At 33.0% G+C, this 22,693-nt stretch carries 20 protein-coding genes and 1 pseudogene; 13 read left to right on the top strand and 8 right to left on the bottom strand.

Going from position 1 to position 22,693, the window contains the following annotated elements; translation table 11 throughout:
* A partial coding sequence (locus ADIWIN_RS04045) for a phosphatase PAP2 family protein (RefSeq protein WP_051155400.1) occupies positions 1 to 894 on the top strand: 894 nt, incomplete at its 5' end.
* Positions 895 to 1,091: 197 nt separating this feature from the next.
* Here ADIWIN_RS04045 and ADIWIN_RS04040 read toward each other — a convergent pair.
* The 6 genes from ADIWIN_RS04040 to xrtF all read right to left on the bottom strand — a co-directional run bounded on the left by ADIWIN_RS04040 (position 1,092) and on the right by xrtF (position 6,029).
* Positions 1,092 to 1,418, bottom strand: coding sequence for a DMT family transporter (locus tag ADIWIN_RS04040; RefSeq protein WP_020895395.1), 327 nt, complete (start codon positions 1,416 to 1,418; stop codon positions 1,092 to 1,094).
* 388 nt (positions 1,419 to 1,806) lie between these two features.
* Positions 1,807 to 2,178, bottom strand: a complete 372-nt coding sequence (locus ADIWIN_RS04035) for a heavy-metal-associated domain-containing protein (protein WP_020895394.1) — start codon at positions 2,176 to 2,178, stop codon at positions 1,807 to 1,809.
* A gap of 105 nt (positions 2,179 to 2,283) precedes the next feature.
* A complete protein-coding gene (locus tag ADIWIN_RS04030) occupies positions 2,284 to 4,521 on the bottom strand; it encodes a TonB-dependent receptor (protein ID WP_020895393.1) in 2,238 nt (745 codons plus the stop codon).
* Positions 4,522 to 4,593: 72 nt separating this feature from the next.
* Positions 4,594 to 5,007, bottom strand: coding sequence for an HYC_CC_PP family protein (locus ADIWIN_RS04025; protein WP_051155399.1), 414 nt, complete (start codon positions 5,005 to 5,007; stop codon positions 4,594 to 4,596).
* A gap of 49 nt (positions 5,008 to 5,056) precedes the next feature.
* Positions 5,057 to 5,485 (bottom strand): exosortase F system-associated membrane protein, encoded by a 429-nt coding sequence (locus ADIWIN_RS04020; protein WP_040756481.1) that lies wholly within the window; start codon positions 5,483 to 5,485, stop codon positions 5,057 to 5,059.
* Positions 5,478 to 6,029, bottom strand: a complete 552-nt coding sequence (gene xrtF, locus ADIWIN_RS04015) for an exosortase family protein XrtF (protein ID WP_020895391.1) — start codon at positions 6,027 to 6,029, stop codon at positions 5,478 to 5,480. Before xrtF ends, ADIWIN_RS04020 begins: the two co-directional genes overlap by 8 nt.
* Before the next feature lie 92 nt (positions 6,030 to 6,121).
* Here xrtF and ADIWIN_RS04010 point away from each other — a divergent pair, with 92 nt between their 5' ends.
* Complete coding sequence (locus tag ADIWIN_RS04010; protein WP_020895390.1) at positions 6,122 to 6,580, top strand: XrtF-associated fRMsr-like GAF protein; 459 nt, start codon at positions 6,122 to 6,124, stop codon at positions 6,578 to 6,580.
* Between the two features lie 89 nt (positions 6,581 to 6,669).
* On the opposite strand, the gene ADIWIN_RS04005 is transcribed toward ADIWIN_RS04010, so the two are convergent.
* Positions 6,670 to 7,923 (bottom strand): ABC transporter permease, encoded by a 1,254-nt coding sequence (locus ADIWIN_RS04005; protein WP_040756505.1) that lies wholly within the window; start codon positions 7,921 to 7,923, stop codon positions 6,670 to 6,672.
* 144 nt (positions 7,924 to 8,067) lie between these two features.
* On the opposite strand from ADIWIN_RS04005, the gene purH reads away from it, so the two are divergent.
* The 6 genes from purH to rodA all read left to right on the top strand — a co-directional run bounded on the left by purH (position 8,068) and on the right by rodA (position 15,418).
* Positions 8,068 to 9,597, top strand: a complete 1,530-nt coding sequence (purH, locus tag ADIWIN_RS04000) for a bifunctional phosphoribosylaminoimidazolecarboxamide formyltransferase/IMP cyclohydrolase (protein ID WP_020895388.1) — start codon at positions 8,068 to 8,070, stop codon at positions 9,595 to 9,597.
* Between the two features lie 225 nt (positions 9,598 to 9,822).
* Positions 9,823 to 10,851 (top strand): rod shape-determining protein, encoded by a 1,029-nt coding sequence (locus tag ADIWIN_RS03995; protein ID WP_020895387.1) that lies wholly within the window; start codon positions 9,823 to 9,825, stop codon positions 10,849 to 10,851.
* 10 nt (positions 10,852 to 10,861) lie between these two features.
* A complete protein-coding gene (gene mreC / locus ADIWIN_RS03990; RefSeq protein ID WP_020895386.1) occupies positions 10,862 to 11,683 on the top strand; it encodes a rod shape-determining protein MreC in 822 nt (273 codons plus the stop codon).
* Positions 11,676 to 12,182 carry a rod shape-determining protein MreD gene (gene mreD, locus ADIWIN_RS03985; protein ID WP_020895385.1) on the top strand — a complete coding sequence of 169 codons (507 nt, stop codon included), beginning with the start codon at positions 11,676 to 11,678 and terminating at the stop codon, positions 12,180 to 12,182. Before mreC ends, mreD begins: the two co-directional genes overlap by 8 nt.
* The gene (gene mrdA, locus ADIWIN_RS03980; RefSeq protein ID WP_020895384.1) at positions 12,179 to 14,131 is read left to right on the top strand and encodes a penicillin-binding protein 2; all 1,953 of its coding nucleotides are present in this window, start codon (positions 12,179 to 12,181) and stop codon (positions 14,129 to 14,131) included. Before mreD ends, mrdA begins: the two co-directional genes overlap by 4 nt.
* A gap of 6 nt (positions 14,132 to 14,137) precedes the next feature.
* Entirely contained in the window at positions 14,138 to 15,418 is a 1,281-nt protein-coding gene (rodA, locus tag ADIWIN_RS03975) for a rod shape-determining protein RodA (protein WP_020895383.1), read from the top strand.
* A 91-nt stretch (positions 15,419 to 15,509) separates the two neighbouring features.
* On the opposite strand, the pseudogene ADIWIN_RS03970 reads toward rodA, so the two are convergent.
* Positions 15,510 to 18,142, bottom strand: a pseudogene (locus ADIWIN_RS03970) (valine--tRNA ligase).
* 187 nt (positions 18,143 to 18,329) lie between these two features.
* Between ADIWIN_RS03970 and ADIWIN_RS03965 the strand changes: the two are divergent.
* The 5 genes from ADIWIN_RS03965 (at position 18,330) to ADIWIN_RS03945 (ending at position 22,631) form a co-directional block, all read left to right on the top strand.
* On the top strand, positions 18,330 to 18,755 hold the full coding sequence (locus ADIWIN_RS03965) for a DUF1573 domain-containing protein (RefSeq protein WP_020895381.1): 426 nt from the start codon (positions 18,330 to 18,332) through the stop codon (positions 18,753 to 18,755).
* 121 nt (positions 18,756 to 18,876) lie between these two features.
* Complete coding sequence (locus tag ADIWIN_RS03960; protein ID WP_020895380.1) at positions 18,877 to 20,067, top strand: pyridoxal phosphate-dependent aminotransferase; 1,191 nt, start codon at positions 18,877 to 18,879, stop codon at positions 20,065 to 20,067.
* Positions 20,067 to 21,080, top strand: coding sequence for a UDP-N-acetylmuramate dehydrogenase (murB, locus tag ADIWIN_RS03955; RefSeq protein WP_020895379.1), 1,014 nt, complete (start codon positions 20,067 to 20,069; stop codon positions 21,078 to 21,080). Before ADIWIN_RS03960 ends, murB begins: the two co-directional genes overlap by 1 nt.
* Positions 21,081 to 21,279: 199 nt before the next feature.
* Complete coding sequence (locus ADIWIN_RS03950; RefSeq protein WP_020895378.1) at positions 21,280 to 21,813, top strand: RNA polymerase sigma factor; 534 nt, start codon at positions 21,280 to 21,282, stop codon at positions 21,811 to 21,813.
* Positions 21,814 to 21,824: 11 nt separating this feature from the next.
* Positions 21,825 to 22,631 carry an anti-sigma factor gene (locus ADIWIN_RS03945; RefSeq protein WP_020895377.1) on the top strand — a complete coding sequence of 269 codons (807 nt, stop codon included), beginning with the start codon at positions 21,825 to 21,827 and terminating at the stop codon, positions 22,629 to 22,631.
* Positions 22,632 to 22,693: the final 62 nt, after the last annotated feature.

Below are 22,693 nucleotides of genomic sequence, written 5' to 3'. Positions count from 1 at the left end.
GCCTTTGATGAAAATCAAAGGCTTTATTATGTATTACATTTAAATTCTACAGCTTTTCAAATGAAAAACATCATAATTCTCTATTTACTATCATTAGTATCGATCCCCACTTTTTCTCAAACAGACTCCACCTCAACCCAAGTTAATAACACTTGGAGTAATTTTAAGTCTGATATTAGCGTTACACTTAAGAGTGTTGGGCATTCTTTTACAAGTCCACTACATTGGAAAAGCGATGATTTCTTAACTGCTGGAGGTGTTTTTGCAGGAACTGGTTTATTGTATTTAAGTGACCAAGAAGCTAATGGTATCTTTTTAAAACAAGGAAGTGGTGCCCCAAAGGTTTTCAAAGACTTTGGTCGTTATTTTGGAAGCCCTCAAAACTTCTTTTTAGTATCCACTGGTATTTATGGTTTTGGGCTATTTACCGATAATGAAAAAGTACGCCATACAGGCATATTGATATTTTCTTCAGCGATAACAACTGGAGTCATTCAATCGATATCTAAAACCGTTGTAGGAAGAGCAAGACCTAACAGTGGTAACCATAACAAATTTGAGCCATTTAGTAAAGAAGCTGGTTTTCACTCATTTCCTTCTGGTCATAGTGTTTTATCTTTCACCATGGCACACGCTGTAGCTAAGCAATTTGAGGATTTTTGGGCTAAAGCTAGCATTTATACAATTGGTGCCATTGCTCCTATTTCAAGATTATGGGCAAACGCGCATTGGTTGAGCGATGTTGGATTAGGGATGGCTCTAAGTGTAGTCGTTGTAGACGGTATTGACAATTTTATGAATAAAAATAAATTTTATACTGATTCTAAACCTAAAACTATAAGCTGGCGTATAAGCGCAGGCTTAGGTACTATTGGTATGGTAGGTACATTTTAAAAACCTTGACAGCGCTTAATTAAACATTTAATGATAAGAAAGATACCACAAATCATGGATAAAAAGTTGTGACATTACTCATTATTGAGATTGATTCAGTTTTAAAATAAATTTAAAACATAGCGTCATTAATTCTAAAAAAATCTTTTAGTAAGCTTTTAGTAAAATATCATCAGTAAGAATTCATATTTATACGTTTAATGCGAAACTACCTTCAGACCAACAATTGAGGCAATTAATGTTGTAATGAAAAATAGCCGCCATAGTGTTGCTGGTTCTTTAAAAACCAAAATACCAACCAATACAGTTCCGACCGCACCGATACCCGTCCAAACCGCATATGCTGTACCAATAGGCAATACTTGTGTCACTTTTATAAGAAGCAACATACTTACGACTAAACAAACTAAGAAACCGATATACCAATAGGTTGATTCAGTTCCTGTTGCCTCTTTAGCTTTTCCTAAACAAGCTGCAAAGGCCACTTCAAAAAGTCCTGCAATTATTAATAGTATCCAATTCATTCTTGATTTTTTTTAAATGTTTTTACAGCTAAATCCAACTTTAAATGTCCCGGTTTAAAAAAATATTATTAAAGGTCAAATATCTTAAACAATTTAAAGAGATCGTTTAATTAATGATAAAAATGACATTTAGTTTCAATTATCGACGCTTTTATTAAGTGTTTCGATTTAATTGTTAGGGGGTAAATATCATCAATAATTTGGTCTATTTCCATATAGCAATACTCTATTCTTAATAATTCAAAAATAGTTAATTCTAACCTTACAAGAACTTCACGAATTTCGTTGGAAATTTCTAAACTATCGAATGACCATAAAAGATTTTTCATTTTTATAAGAATAAAAAAAGAACATAAAAAAAGCCTGAATCTAAATTCAGGCTTCTATTTTATTTTCCGTCTTCTTTTCCTTTTTCATGGTCTTTCTTAACATCTTCATCTCGGTAAAGACAGCAAGCATGCACAGAATGATATTGTTCATCAGTTGCTTTAATTTCCTTGGTATCATGGCCAACAGTAGCTACACTTTTAGAAATGGTTTTCACATCTGTTTTACGCTCATCGAAGATCAATTTTAACTCGTGTGTATCAACATTCCATACTGCAGATTTTACACCTTTGGTTCTAATGGCTGCTTTTTCTATGCGTTCTTTGCACATACCACACACACCATCTACTTCTATGCTTGCTTTTTTGTTTTTGTCTTGTGCAAAAGCTAATGTCATTACTAATAATGTAAATATTAAAATTACTTTTTTCATCTTGTTTTGTTTTTTGTCATTCCTGCAGAAGCAGGAATCTATTCATATTAAATTTAATTTCTATTTATAATCCCGAATTTTCAGGGACACTTCTTCTGCAATTCGCTACTGTATTCTAAATCGTAAGCCTGCATAATATAGACTTCCAAAAATTGGACCATACACAAAATTACTATCAAAATTTGAACCAAATGGATTATCTGGACTTACAATAGGGTCGTCTTGTCTCACATTGGTTACATTTTCCCCTCCTAAATATACTTCAAATTTTGGAGAAAACACTTTGGTGACTTGCAAGTTTAACGTTCCTACAGTTGGTGTTTCATCAGCCAGTTGAAATTGAGGAGTGCTTAATTGCGTATTTGGAAAACGCTGCGCACTTAACCAATTATAGGTGGCGTCAAATTTCCAATGTGCACCGTTAGTTTTGACTTCAGTCTCGTAAGACGTATTTGCAAATAAACGATGCTTTGGCACTAAAGGCTTTTCTAATTTACCAGAAGTATAATCCGTTTGAATATCATAATACTTGTAAGCCATTCGTAAATCGAAATGTTCAAAAACATTATAATTAAATTCAAATTGAAAACTATTAGCATAACTATCTCCTTCTAAATTATAAAAATTGACTTCATACTGATTCTCCCAATCTACAACAACTTGGTTTTGAAAATCAGTTCTATAAAAATCAAAAGTTACATCTGCCTTTCTATCAAACAGATTAAAACCTTGTAAATAGCTTACACCATAATTCCATGCAATTTCTGGATCTAATCCATAAATTTTCCCACCTGAATTTAAAATGTTGATTTGTCTCGAGCTCGCAAACATATTTTGGTTTTCAGCGAAAATATTAGCACTTCGCTTCCCTCTTCCTATTGAGAATCTTAAGGCTGACTTTTCCCAAGGCGTATATCGTAAATGAAAACGCGGTGTTACAAAAAAGCCTAATCTATTGTGCTGATCCACACGCACACCAGCCGTCATGGTTAGTTTATCTAAATTATCGTATGCATACTCAAAGAAACCTCCAACAGAGTTCTCTACTCTTTCAAAATTAGTAGTGTTTACAAGCTCATCAAAATGATCATAGGTAAAACTTAATCCTGTTTTTACCTTGTGACGAGAATCTCCAATAATGGAACTATAAATTAAATTGGAATAAAAACTATTATGTTCAATATCATAAAGATTCAACCCAAAATATGAGTCTTGATTATGGTGGCTAAATGCCATTTGAAGCCCAAGATTTTGATACGGAATTTCAGGATTCACGTAACCTAATTTTGTAGTTACCTCAAAGCGTTCTGAATTAATTTCACTTCCCCAGAAATTAGTTGTTCCGCGATCTGTTTCAGGATTAAAATTGACTTGACCAGCTTGTTTTTCATCATTTAAGTATTTCAAATTAATAAAAGAAACGAAGCCTTTTTCAGGATTGGTGTATTGCCAACGGTTCATTATATTAATCTGGTTATAGATTGGCATATCCATAAAACCATCATCATTAACATCGTGCTTTTTTTGATGTGTATTTCCGTGTAAATACAACCCTGTACTCCACTTCTCAGATACTTTGGTGTTGAAATGTGTGTTAAGTTCTAAGCGTTCGTTAGAACCACCATAAAGATTCACAAATAAGTTATCATCTGTTGTAGGTTTAACGAGCTCTGCATTTATTTGTCCTGCAATACTTTCAAAACCATTAACGACACTACCTGTACCTTTGGTAATTTGAATACTTTCTACCCAAGTCCCAGGAATAAAACTTAAACCATAAGCTTGAGATGCTCCTCTAATAGCCGGAATGTTCTCGGTTGCAATTAGTATGTAAGGTGAGGTCAAACCCAACATTTTTATTTGTCGAGTCCCAGTAACAGCATCGGCAAAGTTAACGTCGATTGACGGGTTAGTTTCAAAACTTTCAGCCAAGTTACAACATGCTGCTTTTAATAGTTCATCGCTTGTGACGGTAAACGTATTTGATGCTTGTAAGTACGATTTTCGTGTCGCTTGCTTACGCGATGTAATCTCTACAGCATCTAGCTCATCACTTGCTTGGAGAACATGTTTAATAAACTTGTTTTCATCTACGATTACCGTATCCGTTTTAAACCCCACATAACTAATAACTAATTCGTTATATGAAAACTTATATGGTAAAGTAAAGGTGCCATCTTCAGCAGTAATGGCTCCTATTGACGAATCTAACCAATATACATTTGCGCCAGATAATGGCATTTCTTTTCCGCTGCTTGTTTCTAAAATGACGCCTTTTAATTGCTCTTGCGCAGATAACACTAGCGACAAGAACATAAATTTTATAAATAAATATTTTTTCATTTGTTTGAATTTCAGGTATAACTATTTACACATAAATATGTGCATCCTTTTTTATTAAGGGTTATAACTGAATCAAATAAGGTAAACTTCATCTAAGAGATGAATATCTTCAACTAATGTTGGTGGTAAGTAATCACTATGAGGGATGACCAAGCTTGGCAATCCTTCAAAAAGATTGATGTAAGAATAACTATAGGCAAATAAGACCTGTTGTAAACTAAATTCTAGGTCTTCAAAAGAATTGATAGTTAAATCTGAAGGGCCTTCAATGACATCTATTTCATTTTTACAACAGCTTTTTTCAATGACGTCTGTCTGTTCCGTTTTTGAAATATCCATTCCACAATTTTTACTTTCGGAAAAGATTGCAACATCAATTAAAACATCGCCACAAAAATGCTTATCAATAGTTAATGATAATGTAGAGAACAATACCAAAAATGATAATGCGAAAGAAATTGTTTTATGTAGGTATGAAAATTTCACAGCACGAATTTACGAAAATATTGAATTATAATATGCTATTGATAAATTATTAACGATTCAATTTATAGTAATAGAAAGCCGGAAAAAGTAGAATTAAGCCAATAGGTTGAATTAAAAAACGTCTAATATTGAAGAACAGATAGTAATCTTCCTGATTAGGGTTTATAACAAAATATAAAAATGGAATCAGCAATAAAACATAAGCCACGGCAAAAATCAATACAGAAAACTTGACAATACTTTTATCTTTAAAAATGAGATACAAAATCCCCAAAGAGATTATAGTATTTAAAACATAACGTATAGTTGTAAACAAGACTAGCTTTGCTATTTCTCGTCTTGGACTATCCAAATACAAATAATCATTTTCAAAAAACGTTAAATACGGATCGTAAAATAGCACGTCTTCATAAGCCCTAATTAAGATTAAGAACAGTAGCAATACTCCGACGAAACTATAGGTGATTAATTTACGCATTCGACTTCGCTTTTTTAGAAAATCGATTCACCCAAACCATCCAAAGCAAAAAAACAGTACCATAAATTAACATTGGAAAAATAACGGTATGCAAAATCTCTCTTCTCCAAGGGTAATGATAGAGTCCTACTGATAAAATTACAATTCGAATTAAATTGAAAGCATAAATAATAATACTACCAGCTAACCCATATAATAAAGTGGTTTTAAGCTTGCCTGCAAAAGCGACTATAAAAGATAAAAACAAAATGATAATACTTATAGCGTTACAACCTTCTATAACACGAGCTACGTATTTTCCATTGATAATAATTTTCATTGAAGGTTCATTGGGATGTGGCGTAATACTCGCTTCATAACCCAAACCATTTAATAAAGCATTGGTTTGTTCCGCTACCAAATTGGTTAAATAATCTGGGTAAAACACAGAACCATGAGATACATTTAAGTACACATTATAACCAATAGTCAAAACACCATATACCGCCAAAAAAGTAACGATAAAACGGATTACAGATTTATATTTTACTAAAAGCGCCTTCAAAAATTCCTAATGTTAGTTTGTTGTTAAATTTATAAAAACCGCATTTTAAAACAGTGTATTTTAGATACTTTTGCAAAAAGTTTTTTACACCTATGAATTTACACGACTTAAAACCTGAAATAAAATCGATTGTAGCACAAGACAACCTTAGTGTTGATCAACGCCTATTAAAGATTTGCGAAACTCTCGAAGCAAATATAAGTTATTATAATTGGGTTGGTTTTTACTTTAAAAATGGAGACAAAGACGAATTAAAATTAGGACCATACGTTGGTGAGCCAACAGATCATATCATAATTCCGTTTGGAAAAGGTATTTGTGGGCAAGTGGCTATAAGTAATCAAAATTTTGTGGTTCCAGATGTGACTGCTCAAGATAATTATATCGCTTGTAGTATTACAGTTAAAGCTGAAATTGTGATTCCTATTTTTCTAAATAATGAAAATGTAGGTCAAATAGATATTGACTCTAATACACCAGATCCTTTTACAGAAGCAGACGAGCGCTTTTTAGAGTTTGTTTGTAAAGAAGTTTCTTCTTTATTAAAATAAAACCATAATAACAATAGTTAAACTGAGTAAAGGTTATCCAATAAAGATTCTTTTAGAAATTATATATTAAATATTGAGGTCGTACGAAATTACATTCCAGTTCGTATAGCCTCTACAGGATCTAATCGTGATGCCGTTAATGCAGGTATCACTCCAGAAATCAAACCTATTATAGAAGATATAAAAAATCCAAGTGCCATATTTTGAGGTGAAAGCACAAATTCAAAATCTTCGGTAAGATTACTTCCAATTATAGTTCCTATCCACACTAAAAACAATCCTACCAATCCACCAACTACAGCGAGTATAACCGCTTCAAATAAAAACTGAAATAGTATAAACTTATTCTTAGCACCTAAGGACTTCTGAATACCTATAAGATTAGTACGCTCCTTAACGCTTACAAACATAATATTGGCAATTCCGAAACCTCCAACTAAAAGAGAAAAACCACTAATAACCCACCCGATTAAGTTTAGACTTCCAATAATCGTATCTATAACATCTTGTAAACCAGAAATAACACTTATAAAAAATGTATCTATTTCATCTGGCTTTAAGCCTCTTTTATTACGCATTACTTGAGTAATTTCAGCTTTTACACCTTCAATATCAGCATCTTTTTCTGGCTTAATTATAACGATATACTTCATAAATGGATTATTATCTCCATATCTATTTCTCACATAATTAGCAGGAAGAAAAATAGAAACATCATTACTATCTCCAAATAAGCCTGAGCCTTCTTTTTTAACGACTCCAATAACCGTAAATTTCTGACCATAAAGGCGCACTTTTTTTCCAATAGGCTCAAGTTCTCCAAAAAGTGATTTTGAAATCTCAGAACCAATAACTACAACAGGTCTTCCAGAATTAGATTCGGATTCGTTATAAAAACGGCCTTTTTCAAATTCCATAACCTGAATATCGATAAACTCATGTGATACCACAACCGTATTAACACTACTTACCAATTCCGATTCGTATCTAATATTTTCACGTTTTACAAATAACTGTAAAGCCACATGCTCTGCATCAGCTATAGACAATTTTATAGTTTTGTATTCATTAAAAGACACCTCATCAAAGGTTTCTCTTTGCCAACGTGGCACATCTGTTGGTCCAAAAGACATATTAGCCAAATACATGGTATTACTATCCAACGAACTTAATTGACCTTGAATGGTTTTATCAAGTGAATCTACGGCTGCCAACACAGCTATAATAGAAAATATCCCAACCGTAACTCCTAAAAGCGACAAGAATGTCCTGAGTTTATTAGTACGAAGTGCATTTATAGCGAATGAAAAACTCTCTTTTAGTAAACGTAAATAGACCAGCATGCAAGGTTTGTTTTTAAACATTTTAAAGATAGGACGTTTTCAACACTATATTGTTACAAAAAACTTAAAGAAACTAGTTTTTGCATCGAGATTTTCTTTTTGAATATCCGTACTTTTGCAGCATCTAAACCACAACACAACATTATGAATAACAAAACCATTTCATCAGCACTAATTTCTGTATTTAGTAAAGATGGATTAGCACCAATCGTAAAAAAATTAAACGACCTCAACGTTACGATTTATTCCACAGGAGGCACTGAGAAATTCATTAAAGACTTAGGCATCAACGTCGTACCAGTCGAAGATGTAACATCGTATCCGTCTATACTTGGCGGACGCGTAAAAACATTACATCCTAAAGTTTTTGGAGGTATTTTGAACCGTCAGAACCACGAAGGTGATATTGCTGAATTGAAAGAATTTGATATTCCACAAATCGACGTAGTAATCGTTGATTTATATCCTTTTGAAAAAACAGTTGCTTCTGGAGCGAGCAACCAAGATATTATCGAAAAAATTGATATTGGAGGTATTTCTCTAATTAGAGCAGCAGCTAAAAACTATGCCGATGTTACTTGTGTTTCTTCTGTTGATGACTATGCTGATTTTTTAGAGTTATTAGAAACTAAAAACGGTGAAACATCAGAAGATGATAGAAAACAATTTGCGGCAAAAGCATTTAATGTATCGTCTCACTATGATTCTGCAATTTTCAATTACTTCAATAAAAACCAAGAAATTCCGACTTTAAAAATATCAGAAAATAATGGTAAAGTTTTACGCTATGGTGAAAACCCCCATCAAAAAGGCTTTTTCTTCGGAGATTTTGATGAAATTTTCACAAAATTACATGGAAAGGAATTAAGCTACAATAACCTTTTAGATGTTGATGCGGCCGTAAACTTAATGTTAGAATTTAAAAACGATGCACCAACATTTGCTGTTTTAAAACACAATAACGCTTGTGGTTTAGCTCAACGCGACACCTTACACCAAGCTTATGTAGATGCTTTAGCAGGCGATCCTGTTTCAGCTTTTGGAGGAGTTTTAATTAGTAATTCTGAAATTGATGTAGCCACTGCTGAAGAGATTCATAAATTATTCTGTGAGGTCGTAATCGCGCCTTCATTTGCACCTGAAGCTTTAGAAATATTAAAAGGAAAGAAAAACAGAATCCTTTTAATTTTAAAAGATATAGAGATGCCACAAACCAACGTTAGAAGTTGTTTGAATGGTGTTTTAGTTCAAGATAGAAACAATATTACAGACACACTTGAAGGTTTAAAACCAGTTACAAAAACAACGGCAACTTCAAATGAGTTAGACGATTTAATATTTGCATCAAAAATTTGTAAACACACAAAATCTAATACAATCGTTTTAGTAAAGAACAAACAGTTATGTGCTAGCGGAACAGGTCAGACCAGTCGTGTTGATGCCTTAAACCAAGCGATTCACAAAGCTCAATCCTTTAAATTTGATTTAAAAGGATCGGTAATGGCGAGTGATGCATTTTTCCCGTTTCCAGACTGTGTAGAGATTGCAGATAATGCTGGTATAACTGCAGTAATACAACCAGGAGGTTCTATAAAAGACCAATTAAGTATAGACTACTGCAATGAAAATAACGTAGCTATGGTTATGACAGGAACACGTCATTTTAAACATTAGAAAACTTCATTTTAGAACCCAAAATAGAGATGCAAACCATCTTAATTTTGGGTTCTTTTTTTTTGCCAAAGCCCTTATCTAATTTATTTTATAAGTAAAGTGAAAGAAAAATAAAAAAAGTTTAGCAATAAACATCTTTAAACATATAAATAACGTATATTTTACTACTTTTACAGATAGTCTTTAGAATAAGATACAAATAACCCAAATAATTAAGAATAGCACATGGGATTTTTTGATTTCCTAACGGAAGAAATAGCCATAGATTTAGGAACCGCAAATACACTGATAATCCACAACGATAAAGTTGTTGTTGACAATCCATCGATAGTAGCCAGAGACCGCATAAGCGGAAAAATTATAGCAGTTGGTAAAGAAGCCAACTTAATGCAAGGAAAAACGCACGAAAATATTAAAACTATTCGTCCGTTAAAAGATGGCGTTATTGCAGATTTTGATGCTTCTGAGCAAATGATCAGCATGTTTATTAAAAACATTCCTGCATTAAAGAAGCGCTGGTTTAACCCTGCTTTACGAATGGTTGTTTGTATTCCCTCAGGGATTACTGAAGTAGAAATGCGTGCGGTAAAAGAATCGTGTGAACGTGTAAACGGAAAAGAAGTATACTTAATTCATGAACCAATGGCTGCAGCTATTGGTATTGGTGTAGATATTATGCAACCAAAAGGAAACATGATTGTGGATATAGGTGGTGGTACCACTGAAATTGCAGTTATTGCACTTGGTGGTATTGTATGTGACAAATCTGTAAAAGTTGCAGGTGATGTGTTTACAAACGATATCATCTATTACATGAGAACACAACATAACTTATATGTTGGAGATAGAACTGCTGAAAAAATTAAAATTCAAATTGGTGCAGCAACTGAAGATTTAGAATTACCTCCAGAAGACATGAGTGTTCAAGGACGTGATTTATTAACAGGAAAACCAAAACAAGTTCAGATTTCATTTCGTGAAATTGCAAAAGCTTTAGATAAATCTATTTTACGTATTGAAGATTCTGTTATGGAGACCTTATCTCAAACTCCTCCAGAATTAGCGGCAGATATTTATAATACCGGAATTTATTTAGCAGGTGGAGGATCTATGTTAAGAGGTTTAGACAAGCGATTATCTCAAAAAACAGACTTACCTGTTTATATTGCAGAAGATCCATTAAGAGCTGTAGTAAGAGGTACAGGTATCGTGCTTAAAAACTTACCTAAATACAAAAGCGTATTGATTAAATAAGACGTAAATAATGCAACAAATTTTTAATTTTGTTATAAGAAACAAAACATTTCTGTTGTTTTTATTGCTTTTTAGTATTGCCTTAGCTTTAACCATTCAATCGCATTCTTATCATAGGAGTAAATTCATAAATTCAGCCAATTTTTTAACTGGCGGTGTTTATGGTACCATGAATTCTGTTGACCAATATTTTGATCTGAAAACTAAAAATGATATTCTCGCTGAAGAAAATCAACGTTTAAGAGAGCAATTGCTTAATACGAATACGACTATAGATTCTACATTTATTGACAGTACGTATGCAAAAGAAAAATATAGAGTTACTGTAGCCAATGTTTACAAAAACAGTTATTCCTCAACGAACAACTATCTTACTTTAAACAAAGGTGAAAACGATAGTATAAAACGCGACTTTGGCGTGATTACTTCTAATGGAATTATAGGCATTATAGACAACACATCAAAAAAATATTCCACAGCATTATCTATTCTAAATGTAAAAAGTAAAATTAATGCGAAAATTAAATCCACCAATCACATTGGCTCTTTAACTTGGAATGGTAAATCACCTATTTATGTACAATTAGAAGATGTATCTCAATTTGCACCTGTAAAAGTTGGAGATACGATTCAGACGGGTGGCGAATCTTCAATTTTCCCTAAAGGAATTGGCATAGGAATTATTACTAGTTTTAAAAGTGATATTAGTGGAGATACGTATACGATACAAGTAAAATTATTTAATGACATGACGAACATTGGAACCGTTTATATTTTAGAAAATATAGATCGTACCGAAATTAGTTTATTAGAAGAAAGCAATAATGAATAGTGTTGCAGGCATAAATATCGTTAGATTTATTCTACTACTGTTAGTACAGGTTTTGATATGTAATCATATCGATTTCCTAGGTTACATTAATCCATACATCTACATCATATTTATTTTTCTATTTCCTATACGAGAAGAACGATTAGCACTTTTATTATTCAGTTTTATGTTAGGTATGTTAATAGATCTGTTTTCTGATTCGGGAGGAGTTCACGCGGCAGCAGCTGTTAGTTTAGCATATATAAGACCTATTCTATTAAAAAGCTCATTTGGTATGCTGTACGAGCATCAAAGTATAAAATTTAGCACTACAGATATTGGTAGTTTAATCACTTATATTTCATTAGGTACCGTAATTCATCATTCAATCTTATTCTCATTAGAAATATTTAACATCTCTAGCATACTTTTAGTTTTAGAAAAGACGTTATTCTCTAGTATTTTCACTATAATACTAAGTGTACTGATTATAATTCTTTTTAGCCGAAACCGAAAATGAGAAAACTACTACTTTTAACTACTGTGATCCTTGTTGGTCTCGTTTTCATTGCACGCCTATTTTATCTTCAGGTGTATGATAACACTGCCTACAACATCTTTGAAGACAATGCCATTAGAAAAGTATATAACTATCCTAAACGGGGCTATGTGTACGATAGAAACGGGAAATTATTAGTAGCCAACCAACCATCCTATGATGTTATGGTTATTCCTAGAGAAGTTGCTCCTTTAGACTCTCTACAAATTGAAGAGTTCTGTAATCTTTTAAAAATAACAAGAGAAGATTACGATAACAAATTAGAAAAAGCAACACATTATTCTCCGAGACTGCCATCTCCTTTTGTTCCGCAACTTTCTAAAAAAGATTATGCTGTTCTTCAAGAAAAGATTAGAAAATTCGAAGGCTTCTACATTCTAAAACGTTCACTTCGTTCTTACCAAACAAATATCGGTGCCAATGTTCTGGGTGATCTTGGTGAGGTGAATCGGAAAACTATTGAAAATGACGCTTATTATACATTAGGTGACCTTATCGGAAAACAAGGTATTGAAAAAACCTATGAAGAAACCTTAAGAGGTGTTAAAGGCATAAAGTTTATACAAAAAGACCGATTTAATAAAAACATAGGCCCTTTTAAAGAAGGAACTCTAGACACCTTACCTCAACCAGGAAAAGACGTAACTATTACCATTGATTCAGATTTACAAGCTTATGGAGAGCTATTAATGAAACATAAACGAGGTGGTATTGTTGCTATAGATCCAAGCAGCGGTGAAATACTCGCTATGGTAACAGGTCCAAGTTACAATCCTAATTTATTGGTTGGAAGAGAGCGTAACAAGAATTTTTCAAGTTTATTCTTAGATAAAGTTAACAAACCCACTTTTGATAGGGGTTTACAAGCGCAATATCCTCCTGGATCCCCTTTTAAAGTCATCAACGCTCTAATAGGATTACAAGAAAATGTTGTTACAGTTGACGAAAAGTTCACTTGTAGAATGGGTTATTATTATGGCAGTAGACGCTTAACGGGTTGTCACCACCATAGAAGCCCAATTGCTATGAATGGTGGTATTGCACAATCTTGTAATGCTTATTTTGTAAATGTATACCGTCGTATAGTCGATAAATATGATGATGCTGGAGAAGGCATGAACGTTTGGGCAAATCATGCTAAAAGTTTTGGCTTAGGAAATTTTTTGAATAATGACTTATCCGTAGGGCAACCTGGTCGTATTCCTGATGGTGATTATTACGACAGACAGTATGGAGATAATCGTTGGGGATCTACATACATTGTTTCGAATGCAATTGGACAAGGAGAAGTTGAAGCGACACCAATTCAGTTAGCAAATATGGTCGCTGCTATTGGTAATCGTGGTTATTACTACACGCCACATATCATAAAAAATATTGAAGGAGAAACAATAGACAGTAAATACACTACTCCAAAATACACAACTATTGACAAGAAACATTTTGAACCAGTTGTACAAGGTATGTTTGATGTTTATAACGAAGGTACAGCAAAACACATAAGAATTCCTGGCATTGATATTTGTGGAAAAACGGGTACTGCCGAAAATTTCATAAAAATAGATAGCGTCAAAACACAACTTACAGACCACTCTATATTTGTAGCATTTGCACCTAAAGATAACCCAAAAATTGCGATTGCTGTTTTTGTTGAAAACGGATATTGGGGAGGTCGTTTTGCCGGAAAAATGGCAAGTTTAATGATAGAAAAACATATTAAAGGTCATATTACAAGAACGGATTTGGAAAAGTGGATTTTAACCCACAGTTTAGAGGACGAGTACAAGAAACCATACTCTGGAGAACCTTTCAAAATTAACGGAGAGAGCAGACTTCAGGTCATCGAAAATTATGCTACTGAAGAAAATTATCCTTTAAAAAATCAGAACCAAATCGACGTAAAATTGTAATCCTTCATGTTAAGAGAAAATCAAAGACACTTTAAATTCGATTGGATTACCGTTATTCTATTTTTACTATTACTTGGTTTTGGGTATTTTAATATCATGTCAGCTTCTCATGTTGGCGAAATAACTAGCTATTTCGACACCGATCAACTTTACGGCAAACACCTTATATTTATTGGACTAACCTTCGCTCTTATTGTTATAATCCTTTCGTTTGAAGCTAAGTTCTATGAACAATTTGCTAGTGTCATATATTTGGTCGCCATGCTAGCTTTAATAGGTTTGTTCATTTTTGGAAAAGATGTAAATGGAGCAAGATCCTGGTATGGAATCGGTAGTATGACGATACAACCTAGTGAATTCGCTAAATTCGCTACTGCTTTGGCTGTTGCTAAATATATAAGCGACCTTCAAACCAATATGACGACTATAAAAGACCAGCTTAGGGTTGCTGCTATAATCTTTATTCCGGCTTTATTAATCTTACTTCAAAATGATGCAGGAAGTACCATCGTTTATTTGGCCTTTTTCTTCGTTTTTTATCGTGAAGGCTTACAACAAGTCTATTTAATTATAGCTTTATCGTTAATCATATTGGCTGTTTTAGCATTAAAATTCGGCATTTTAATAACAGCAATTGCGGCGGCTGTTATTATAACTATCGTTTATCTGTTTAGGAAGAAAAAAAGAGGTGCCGTATTACAACATATTATTGTACTCATCTTCACAGTCGCGTTTTCTTATGGAGTAAAGTTATTCTATGAACACGGTTTAAAAGCACATCAGCAAAATAGAATTAGCCTTTGGTTACGATTAGAAAAAGATCCAGCCAAATTAGAGCGCATGAAAAAAGTAGAAGCGTATAATCTTATCCAATCAGAACAAGCCATAAGTTCTGGTGGTATCTCAGGAAAAGGCTTCTTACAAGGCACAAGAACCACGGGGAAATTTGTACCAGAACAACATACCGATTATATTTTTAGTACTGTCGGAGAAGAATGGGGTTTTGTAGGCACTAGCTTTGTTGTCATCTTATTTGTACTTCTTATTGTGAGAGTTTTATATTTAGCCGAAGCTCAAAAATCACAATTTAGTCGTGTGTATGGCTATGGAGTGGCTTCCATTCTTTTTGTACATTTCACCATAAACATAGGTATGGTTATGGGGTTAATTCCAACCGTAGGTATCCCACTACCCTTTTTTAGCTATGGTGGCTCCGGACTTTGGGGCTTTACTATTTTACTATTTATTTTTGTGAAGCTGGATAGTAATAAGATTAATGAGTGGTAACTAAAAAAGACCACCTTTTACAGTCGTCTTTTTTATATAATCTTAAAAACAAAAAACTACAAGGTTTTATAAACCTTGTAGGTTGTAAACATTACTTTAAACTAGCTAAACTAGATTTTATAGTTTCAATCTTAGCCAACGCATCAGCTTCTTTTGTTTTTCGGAAGCGACTACTTGCTCAGGTGCACCAGCAACAAAACGTTCGTTAGATAATTTCTTTTGAACAGATTTTAAAAAGCCCTCTGTATATTTTAATTCTTCTGTCAGCTTTTCAATTTCAGCCTCTATATCAATACTGCCTTCCATTGGAATAAAGTACTCATTCGATTTTACACGATACGTCAACGCACCTTCAACAGCTTCTGTTACATAATCGAAGCTCTCTAGGTTTCCTAATTTTGAAATCACTTCATCAAACGTAGTATTTACATTTTCGTTATTCACTACAGAAAAACCAATCGCATCTTTAAACGCAATATTCTTTTGCTTTCTTATGTTTCTTAATCCAGAAATAACTTCTGAAGCAAATTCAAATTCTGAAATCAACATTTCATTTATTGGTTTCGCTTCTGGCCATTTCGAAATAATTAAGGCTTCTTCTGGAGAACGCTCCTTAATGTAATGCCAGATTTCTTCAGTTAAGAATGGCATAAATGGATGTAAAATCTTTAAAATATCTTCAAAAATAGCATTAACACTTTCTAATGTTTTGGCATCAATCGGTTGTTGATATGCTGGTTTTATAATCTCTAATAACCATGATGCAAAATCATCCCAAATTAACTTATAAGTAGACATTAACGCATCACTTAATCTATACTTACTAAAATGATCTTCAATTTCTAAAAGTGTTTTCTGAAATTTAGACTCAAACCATTCTAAAGCAATTTTGCTCGATTCTGGTTGACTAATAGAATTATCAACCTCCCAACCTTGTACTAATCTGAAAGCATTCCAAATCTTGTTAGCGAACTGCTTTCCTTGCTGACACAAATCTTCATCAAACATTAAATCATTTCCAGCCGCTGAACTTAATAAGAGTCCAACTCTAACTCCATCGGCACCATAATCTTCAATCAATTTTAAAGCATCAGGCGAATTCCCTAAAGACTTCGACATTTTACGTCGTTGTTTATCCCTAACTAACCCTGTTAAGTAAACATTCTCAAAAGGTTTTTCATCTCTATATTCATAACCCGCAATTATCATACGTGCTACCCAGAAAAATAAAATATCCGGACCAGTCACTAAATCGTTTGTTGGATAATAGTACTTTATTTCTTCGTTTTCAGGATTTCTAATACCATCAAACACGCTCATTGGCCAAAGCCATGATGAGAACCATGTGTCTAGTGCATCGGTATCTTGCTTTAAGTCATTAGTTGTTAGTTGTTGGTTGCTAGTTTTCTTTTTTGCTAAAACTAAAGCGTCATCCAAGCTTTCAGCCACTACAAAATCTTCCTTTCCATCTCCATAGAAATACGCAGGAATTTGTTGTCCCCAAAGTAGCTGACGTGAAATATTCCAATCGCGAATATTCTCCATCCAATGACGATACGTATTCTCAAATTTCTTAGGAAATAATTTCACATCTCCAGTTTTTAAAACCGCATCAATAGCAGGCTGTGCTAAATCTTCCATTTTTAAGAACCATTGATCACTCAATCTTGGTTCGATCACCGCTTTAGTACGTTCTGATGTTCCTACTTTATTGATATGGTTTTCAGTTTTCACTAAAATACCAGCCTCTTCCAATTCTTTAGTAATCGCTTTTCTAACTACAAAACGATCTTGACCTTCGTAATGCATACCAAAGCTATTTAAACTCGCATCCGCATTAAAAATATCTACAACTTCTAATTGATGCTTATCCCCTAAAACTTTATCATTCTCATCGTGCGCAGGTGTTACTTTTAAACATCCTGTACCAAATTCAACATCAACATACGCATCTTCAATAATAGGAATGACACGTCCACAAATAGGAACAATAGCTTTCTTACCTTTTAAATGTGTAAAACGCTCATCATTTGGATTGATACAAATAGCAGTATCTCCAAAAATAGTTTCTGGTCGTGTGGTTGCAATGGTTAATTTTTCGTCACTACCTTCAACTTTATATTCTAAATAATAAAGTAAACCTTGTTTTTCAAAATGAATGACTTCTTCATCAGATAAGGTGGTTTTTGCTTCCGGATCCCAATTCACCATTCGGTAACCTCTATAAATAAGACCTTTATTGTATAAATCAACAAATACTTTAATTACAGCTTCAGACATATCGTCATCCATTGTAAATTTAGTTCTGTCCCAATCGCAAGAACAACCTAATTTTTTAAGTTGCTCTAAGATGACTCCACCGTATTCTTCGGTCCACTCCCAAGCATGCTCTAAAAACTCTTCACGCGATAAATCATTTTTATCAATGCCTTGCTCCTTTAGTTTGGCAACAACCTTAGCTTCTGTTGCTATTGAGGCATGGTCTGTACCAGGCACCCAACACGCATTTTTACCTAATAAACGTGCACGACGAATTAAGACATCTTGAATCGTATTATTCAACATATGTCCCATGTGTAATATCCCCGTAACGTTTGGTGGAGGAATTACAATGGTATAAGGTTCTCTTTCGTCTGGTTTAGAATGAAAGTACTTGTGCTCCATCCAGTAGTCGTACCACTTATTCTCTATTGAAGACGCATTATATTTAGAAGGAATTTCCATGTTTGGTATTGTTTTTGTAATATAACTGCCAAAAGTACTTATAATTCCTTTTTCGAAAAATTATTAGTGTAAGAATATAGGTTTTAAAGCCAAAAATTCTGTTAAATGAAGTGTATTACATCTAATAAATTTTGTTACAAGGGAAAAAGTAACTAGTTTTGACTAATCAATTTTAAAATTAAAAATGATGAAAAATTTAATAGCAGTATTATTTGTCGGATTAATGAGTCTAGGTTCTTTTGCTCAAGAAAAAGTAGCAAAAATTGAATTTAAGACCGACGTTATAGATTATGGTACCATTGAAAAAGGTGCAGACGGAGTAAGAGTATTTGAGTTTACAAATACAGGAGATGCTCCATTGGTAATTTCTAATGTAAAATCGACTTGCGGTTGTACAGTACCTAAAAAACCTAAAGGACCTATAATGCCAGGCGAAACAGGTGAGATAGAAGTAAAATATGATACAAAAAGAGTAAACCCAATTAGAAAGACCATTACTGTTTTTTCTAATGCGGAAACTCCAACAGTAGCATTAAAAATAAAAGGACTAGTCGTAGATTCTAATAAGACTAGCGTTTTAGAAAAGAAAAGTAAAAGTATGCTTGAGCAATAATTGAGCATCCTCATATAAATTTAAAGAAATGAGCTTTCAATTTGAAGGCTCTTTTTTTTATACTTTTTTACCTTTAAACTTTAAGAATTTTCAGAACTTAGCATTTTAAAACCGAGACACAATGCCATCAATATCAAATAAAGGCATCCACATGCCAGAATCGCCAATTAGAAAATTGGTTCCTTATGCTGAAGAAGCTCAAAAGAAAGGAAAAAATATTTACTACCTAAATATTGGTCAGCCCGATATAAAAACGCCACAAGTAGCATTAGATGCTATAAAAAATAACACACTAGAAACTATAGCCTATAGCAGATCTGAAGGTGCGGAGAGCTATAGAATAAAAATTGCCGACTATTACAAACGAAATTCAATAGAGGTTTCACACAATGACATTATTGTTACCACAGGAGGAAGTGAAGCGCTTTTATTTGCTTTTGGTAGCATTATGGATGAAGGTGATGAAATTATCATTCCGGAGCCATTTTATGCTAATTACAACGGCTTTTCAACAGCTTCTGGCGTGAATGTAGTCCCTGTTATTTCCAAAATTGAAGATAATTTCGCATTACCTCCAATTGAAGAGTTTGAAAAATTAATTACACCAAAGACTAAAGCTATATTAATTTGCAATCCAGGTAATCCTACAGGTTACTTATATTCAAAAGAAGAAATAAAACAACTTGCAGCCATTGTAAAAAAACACGATTTATTTTTAATCGCTGATGAAGTGTATAGAGAATTTGTTTACGATGGTGTAGAACATTATTCAATTTTACAAGAACCAGGTTTAGAGGAACACGCTATTATTATTGATTCTGTTTCTAAACGCTACAGCATGTGTGGTGCACGAATTGGCTATTTAGTATCAAAAAATAAAGACTTTATAAAAACGGCTTTAAAATTTGCGCAAGCACGATTGAGTCCACCTACTCTAGCACAAATAGCAAGTGAAGCTGCATTAGACACTCCACAAAGTTATTTCGATGATGTAAAAGAAGAATACGTAAAGCGTAGAAATACTCTAATTTCAGCATTAGAAAAAATCGAAGGTGTAAAAGTTGCAAAACCTAATGGAGCATTTTATTGTATTGCCGAGTTACCGGTAAAAAACTCTGATCATTTTGCAAAATGGCTCTTAGAATCTTTTGATTACAATAACGACACTGTAATGGTAGCACCTGCGGCTGGTTTTTATTCGACTCCTGGCGTTGGCTTAAACCAAATCCGTATTGCTTATGTTTTAAATAGCGAAAGTTTAAAAATTGCTGTTAAAATTTTAGAAGAAGCATTAAAAGTATATAAAGACTAATGACGATTATCAGCAATGCTTCTTTAAAACTATTTAATACCTTTGGTATCGCTGCTAAAGCACAATCCTATTGTGATATTAGCTCTATAGAAGACCTTAGTACTGTTTTAATAAATAATGATAAAACTCCTTTATTTATTTTAGGTGGAGGAAGCAATATGTTGTTAACAAAAGATATTGAAGCCTTAGTGCTTCATATTAATTTAAAAGGCATTGAAGTTCTTAGTGAAACTGAAAATTCAGTAATTATTAAAGCAATGGCTGGTGAAAACTGGCACAATTTTGTGCTATGGTGTTTGGAGCACAATTTTGGAGGTATAGAAAACTTATCCTTAATTCCTGGTAATATTGGAACCGCTCCGATTCAAAATATTGGTGCTTATGGTGTTGAGCTTAAAGATGTCTTTGTGAGTTGTGAAGCACTAAAAATAGACGATCAATCTGTAAAAATATTTTCAAAATCTGATTGTAATTTTGGTTATAGAGAATCTATTTTCAAACAAGATTTAAAAGGGCAATACATCATTACAAGTGTTAATATTGAGCTAACAAAGTCTAAGCATAACTTACACACAGATTACGGCGTTATTAAAAACGAATTAAACGCTAATGGAATAACTGAACCAACAATTCAGGATGTTTCAAATGCTGTTATTGCGATAAGACAAAGTAAGTTACCAGATCCAAAAGAGATTGGTAATAGTGGTAGCTTTTTTAAGAACCCTATTATTTCAGCTAAAGCGTTTATTGAATTAGAGCGTGATTTTCCAGATGTCCCTTCTTATAAAATATCAGATGAAGCTATAAAAATCCCTGCTGGATGGCTTATTGAAAAAGCCGGATTTAAAGGTAAACGCTTTAATGACTATGGTGTTCATAGTAAACAAGCCTTAGTTTTAGTTAATTACGGTAATGCCAGTGGGAAAGAAATTTTTGAATTAGCACAATTAATTCAAAAAACAGTAAAGCGATTATTTAATATTACAATCGAAACTGAAGTAAATATCATATAAAACAAAAGTCACAATAAAAAATTGCGACTTTTGAATTTAGAATAATCTTTTATTTGAAAACGCTATTAATCAACCTCTTACGAAGATAAAATCATTCTAATACTATATATTGAGCACCTATAAGGTGTATTTAATTATATTTACGTTCAGAAAATTGATTTGGACGTTTAAAACATCTAAGACTTAAGACTTTAACACTTTGAGTATAACACCTACAGAACAAACTATTATCGCTTATCTTCAAAAAGGGGATAAGCGCGCTTTGAATTTACTTTATGAAAACTATTCTAATAGTCTTTATGGTGTCATCTTAAAAATCACAATTAATGAAGAAGTTGCGCAAGATGCCTTGCAAGAAACCTTTATTAAGGTATGGAAGAATGCTTCAAAATATGATCCTTCTAAAGCAAAACTCTTTACTTGGTTGTTTCGTATTGCAAGGAATACAGCTATAGATAAATTACGAAGTTTTAATAATCGATTTCATAAGGAAGTCCAAATTGAAACATCTAACGTATATATCTTACCAACAACAAACTTTAATCAAGATGTCATGGACATCAAAGAACATGTTGGGAAACTAGAAGAAAAATATCAAATTGTGTTAGACGCCTTGTTTTTTCAAGGGATGACACAACAAGAAGCAAGTGATGAATTAGACATTCCGCTTGGTACTATTAAATCTAGATTAAAAATAGGATTGCGAGAACTGAAAAAAGTCTATAATCCATAAATTATTTGATCATGGAAAACAAATTACACAACTTTTTAAATTCTAACCTACTTAATAAGTATTTGGTTGGAGACACTTCTTTGGAAGAATCTAAAGAAGTTGAACACTTTATTTCTACTTATCCAGAGGTCGCTCAAGCATACGAAAAACTTCAAGATAATTTAGAAATTGTAACAAAAGCAGGAGCTATTGAAGTTCCTAAAAACATTTTAGAAGACATTTTAGAATCCTTAGAAGAAACTAATCAGACTAAAGCAGAAGAAACTAAGGTAATTTCATTAGTACAAAAGCGAAAAACGGCTTGGTATAGTGTTGCTGCGAGTGCAGCAGCTATATTATTTGCCGCAACTTCGTTTATGCTTTATCAAAAAAACATACAACTAAATAGTGAAAACAATGTTGTTGTTGAAGAAATTTATGACCTAAGAAGTGATATTGAAAGCAACAATTCTAAATTAGACGAGCTATCTAGAGAATTATTGAAACTTAACAATCCAGATTCAAGAAAGTATGTTATTAATGGTAATGAACGTGCTAAAAACTTAAAAACAGTAGCGTACATTAATCCAGTTGAAAAAACATCTATGATTGATGTTATTACATTACCTCAATTACCAAAAGAACAACAATATCAAATTTGGGCAGAGTTACAAGACCGAATGGTTAACTTAGGTATTTTAGACGAATCTGATCGTAAGTTGAAACAAATTCCATACATGGAAGATGCATTAGCTCTTAGTATTAAAATTGGTACTAAAGGAGATAACACAAATGAAAACGACACTGAAGTGGCTGAAATTTCTTTAAAAGGAAATTAAATTTAGTTAATTAATCCAAAAAAAGAGGCGCAATTAAAATTGCGCCTCTTTTTTGTTCAAAA

The sequence above is a fragment of the Winogradskyella psychrotolerans RS-3 genome, from assembly GCF_000427335.1.
In the GTDB taxonomy this organism is placed as follows: Bacteria; Bacteroidota; Bacteroidia; order Flavobacteriales; family Flavobacteriaceae; genus Winogradskyella; species Winogradskyella psychrotolerans.
The sequence above is the reverse complement of the archived record's forward strand: the minus strand, read 5'-3'. Positions and strand labels throughout refer to the sequence as shown.

What these genes read in the sequence shown, in the direction of transcription:
- ADIWIN_RS04020 (WP_040756481.1), bottom strand. Translation starts at nt 5,485, where the DNA reads ATGCGTAAATTAATCACCTATAGTTTCGTCGGAGTATTGCTACTGTTC.
- ADIWIN_RS04035 (WP_020895394.1), bottom strand. Translation starts at nt 2,178, where the DNA reads ATGAAAAAAGTAATTTTAATATTTACATTATTAGTAATGACATTAGCT.
- mreC (WP_020895386.1), top strand. Translation starts at nt 10,862, where the DNA reads ATGCAACAAATTTTTAATTTTGTTATAAGAAACAAAACATTTCTGTTG.
- murB (WP_020895379.1), top strand. Translation starts at nt 20,067, where the DNA reads ATGACGATTATCAGCAATGCTTCTTTAAAACTATTTAATACCTTTGGT.
- mreD (WP_020895385.1), top strand. Translation starts at nt 11,676, where the DNA reads ATGAATAGTGTTGCAGGCATAAATATCGTTAGATTTATTCTACTACTG.
- ADIWIN_RS04005 (WP_040756505.1), bottom strand. Translation starts at nt 7,923, where the DNA reads ATGCTGGTCTATTTACGTTTACTAAAAGAGAGTTTTTCATTCGCTATA.
- mrdA (WP_020895384.1), top strand. Translation starts at nt 12,179, where the DNA reads ATGAGAAAACTACTACTTTTAACTACTGTGATCCTTGTTGGTCTCGTT.
- ADIWIN_RS03995 (WP_020895387.1), top strand. Translation starts at nt 9,823, where the DNA reads ATGGGATTTTTTGATTTCCTAACGGAAGAAATAGCCATAGATTTAGGA.
- ADIWIN_RS04010 (WP_020895390.1), top strand. Translation starts at nt 6,122, where the DNA reads ATGAATTTACACGACTTAAAACCTGAAATAAAATCGATTGTAGCACAA.
- ADIWIN_RS03965 (WP_020895381.1), top strand. Translation starts at nt 18,330, where the DNA reads ATGAAAAATTTAATAGCAGTATTATTTGTCGGATTAATGAGTCTAGGT.
- ADIWIN_RS03960 (WP_020895380.1), top strand. Translation starts at nt 18,877, where the DNA reads ATGCCATCAATATCAAATAAAGGCATCCACATGCCAGAATCGCCAATT.
- ADIWIN_RS04030 (WP_020895393.1), bottom strand. Translation starts at nt 4,521, where the DNA reads ATGAAAAAATATTTATTTATAAAATTTATGTTCTTGTCGCTAGTGTTA.
- purH (WP_020895388.1), top strand. Translation starts at nt 8,068, where the DNA reads ATGAATAACAAAACCATTTCATCAGCACTAATTTCTGTATTTAGTAAA.
- ADIWIN_RS04040 (WP_020895395.1), bottom strand. Translation starts at nt 1,418, where the DNA reads ATGAATTGGATACTATTAATAATTGCAGGACTTTTTGAAGTGGCCTTT.
- rodA (WP_020895383.1), top strand. Translation starts at nt 14,138, where the DNA reads ATGTTAAGAGAAAATCAAAGACACTTTAAATTCGATTGGATTACCGTT.
- ADIWIN_RS03945 (WP_020895377.1), top strand. Translation starts at nt 21,825, where the DNA reads ATGGAAAACAAATTACACAACTTTTTAAATTCTAACCTACTTAATAAG.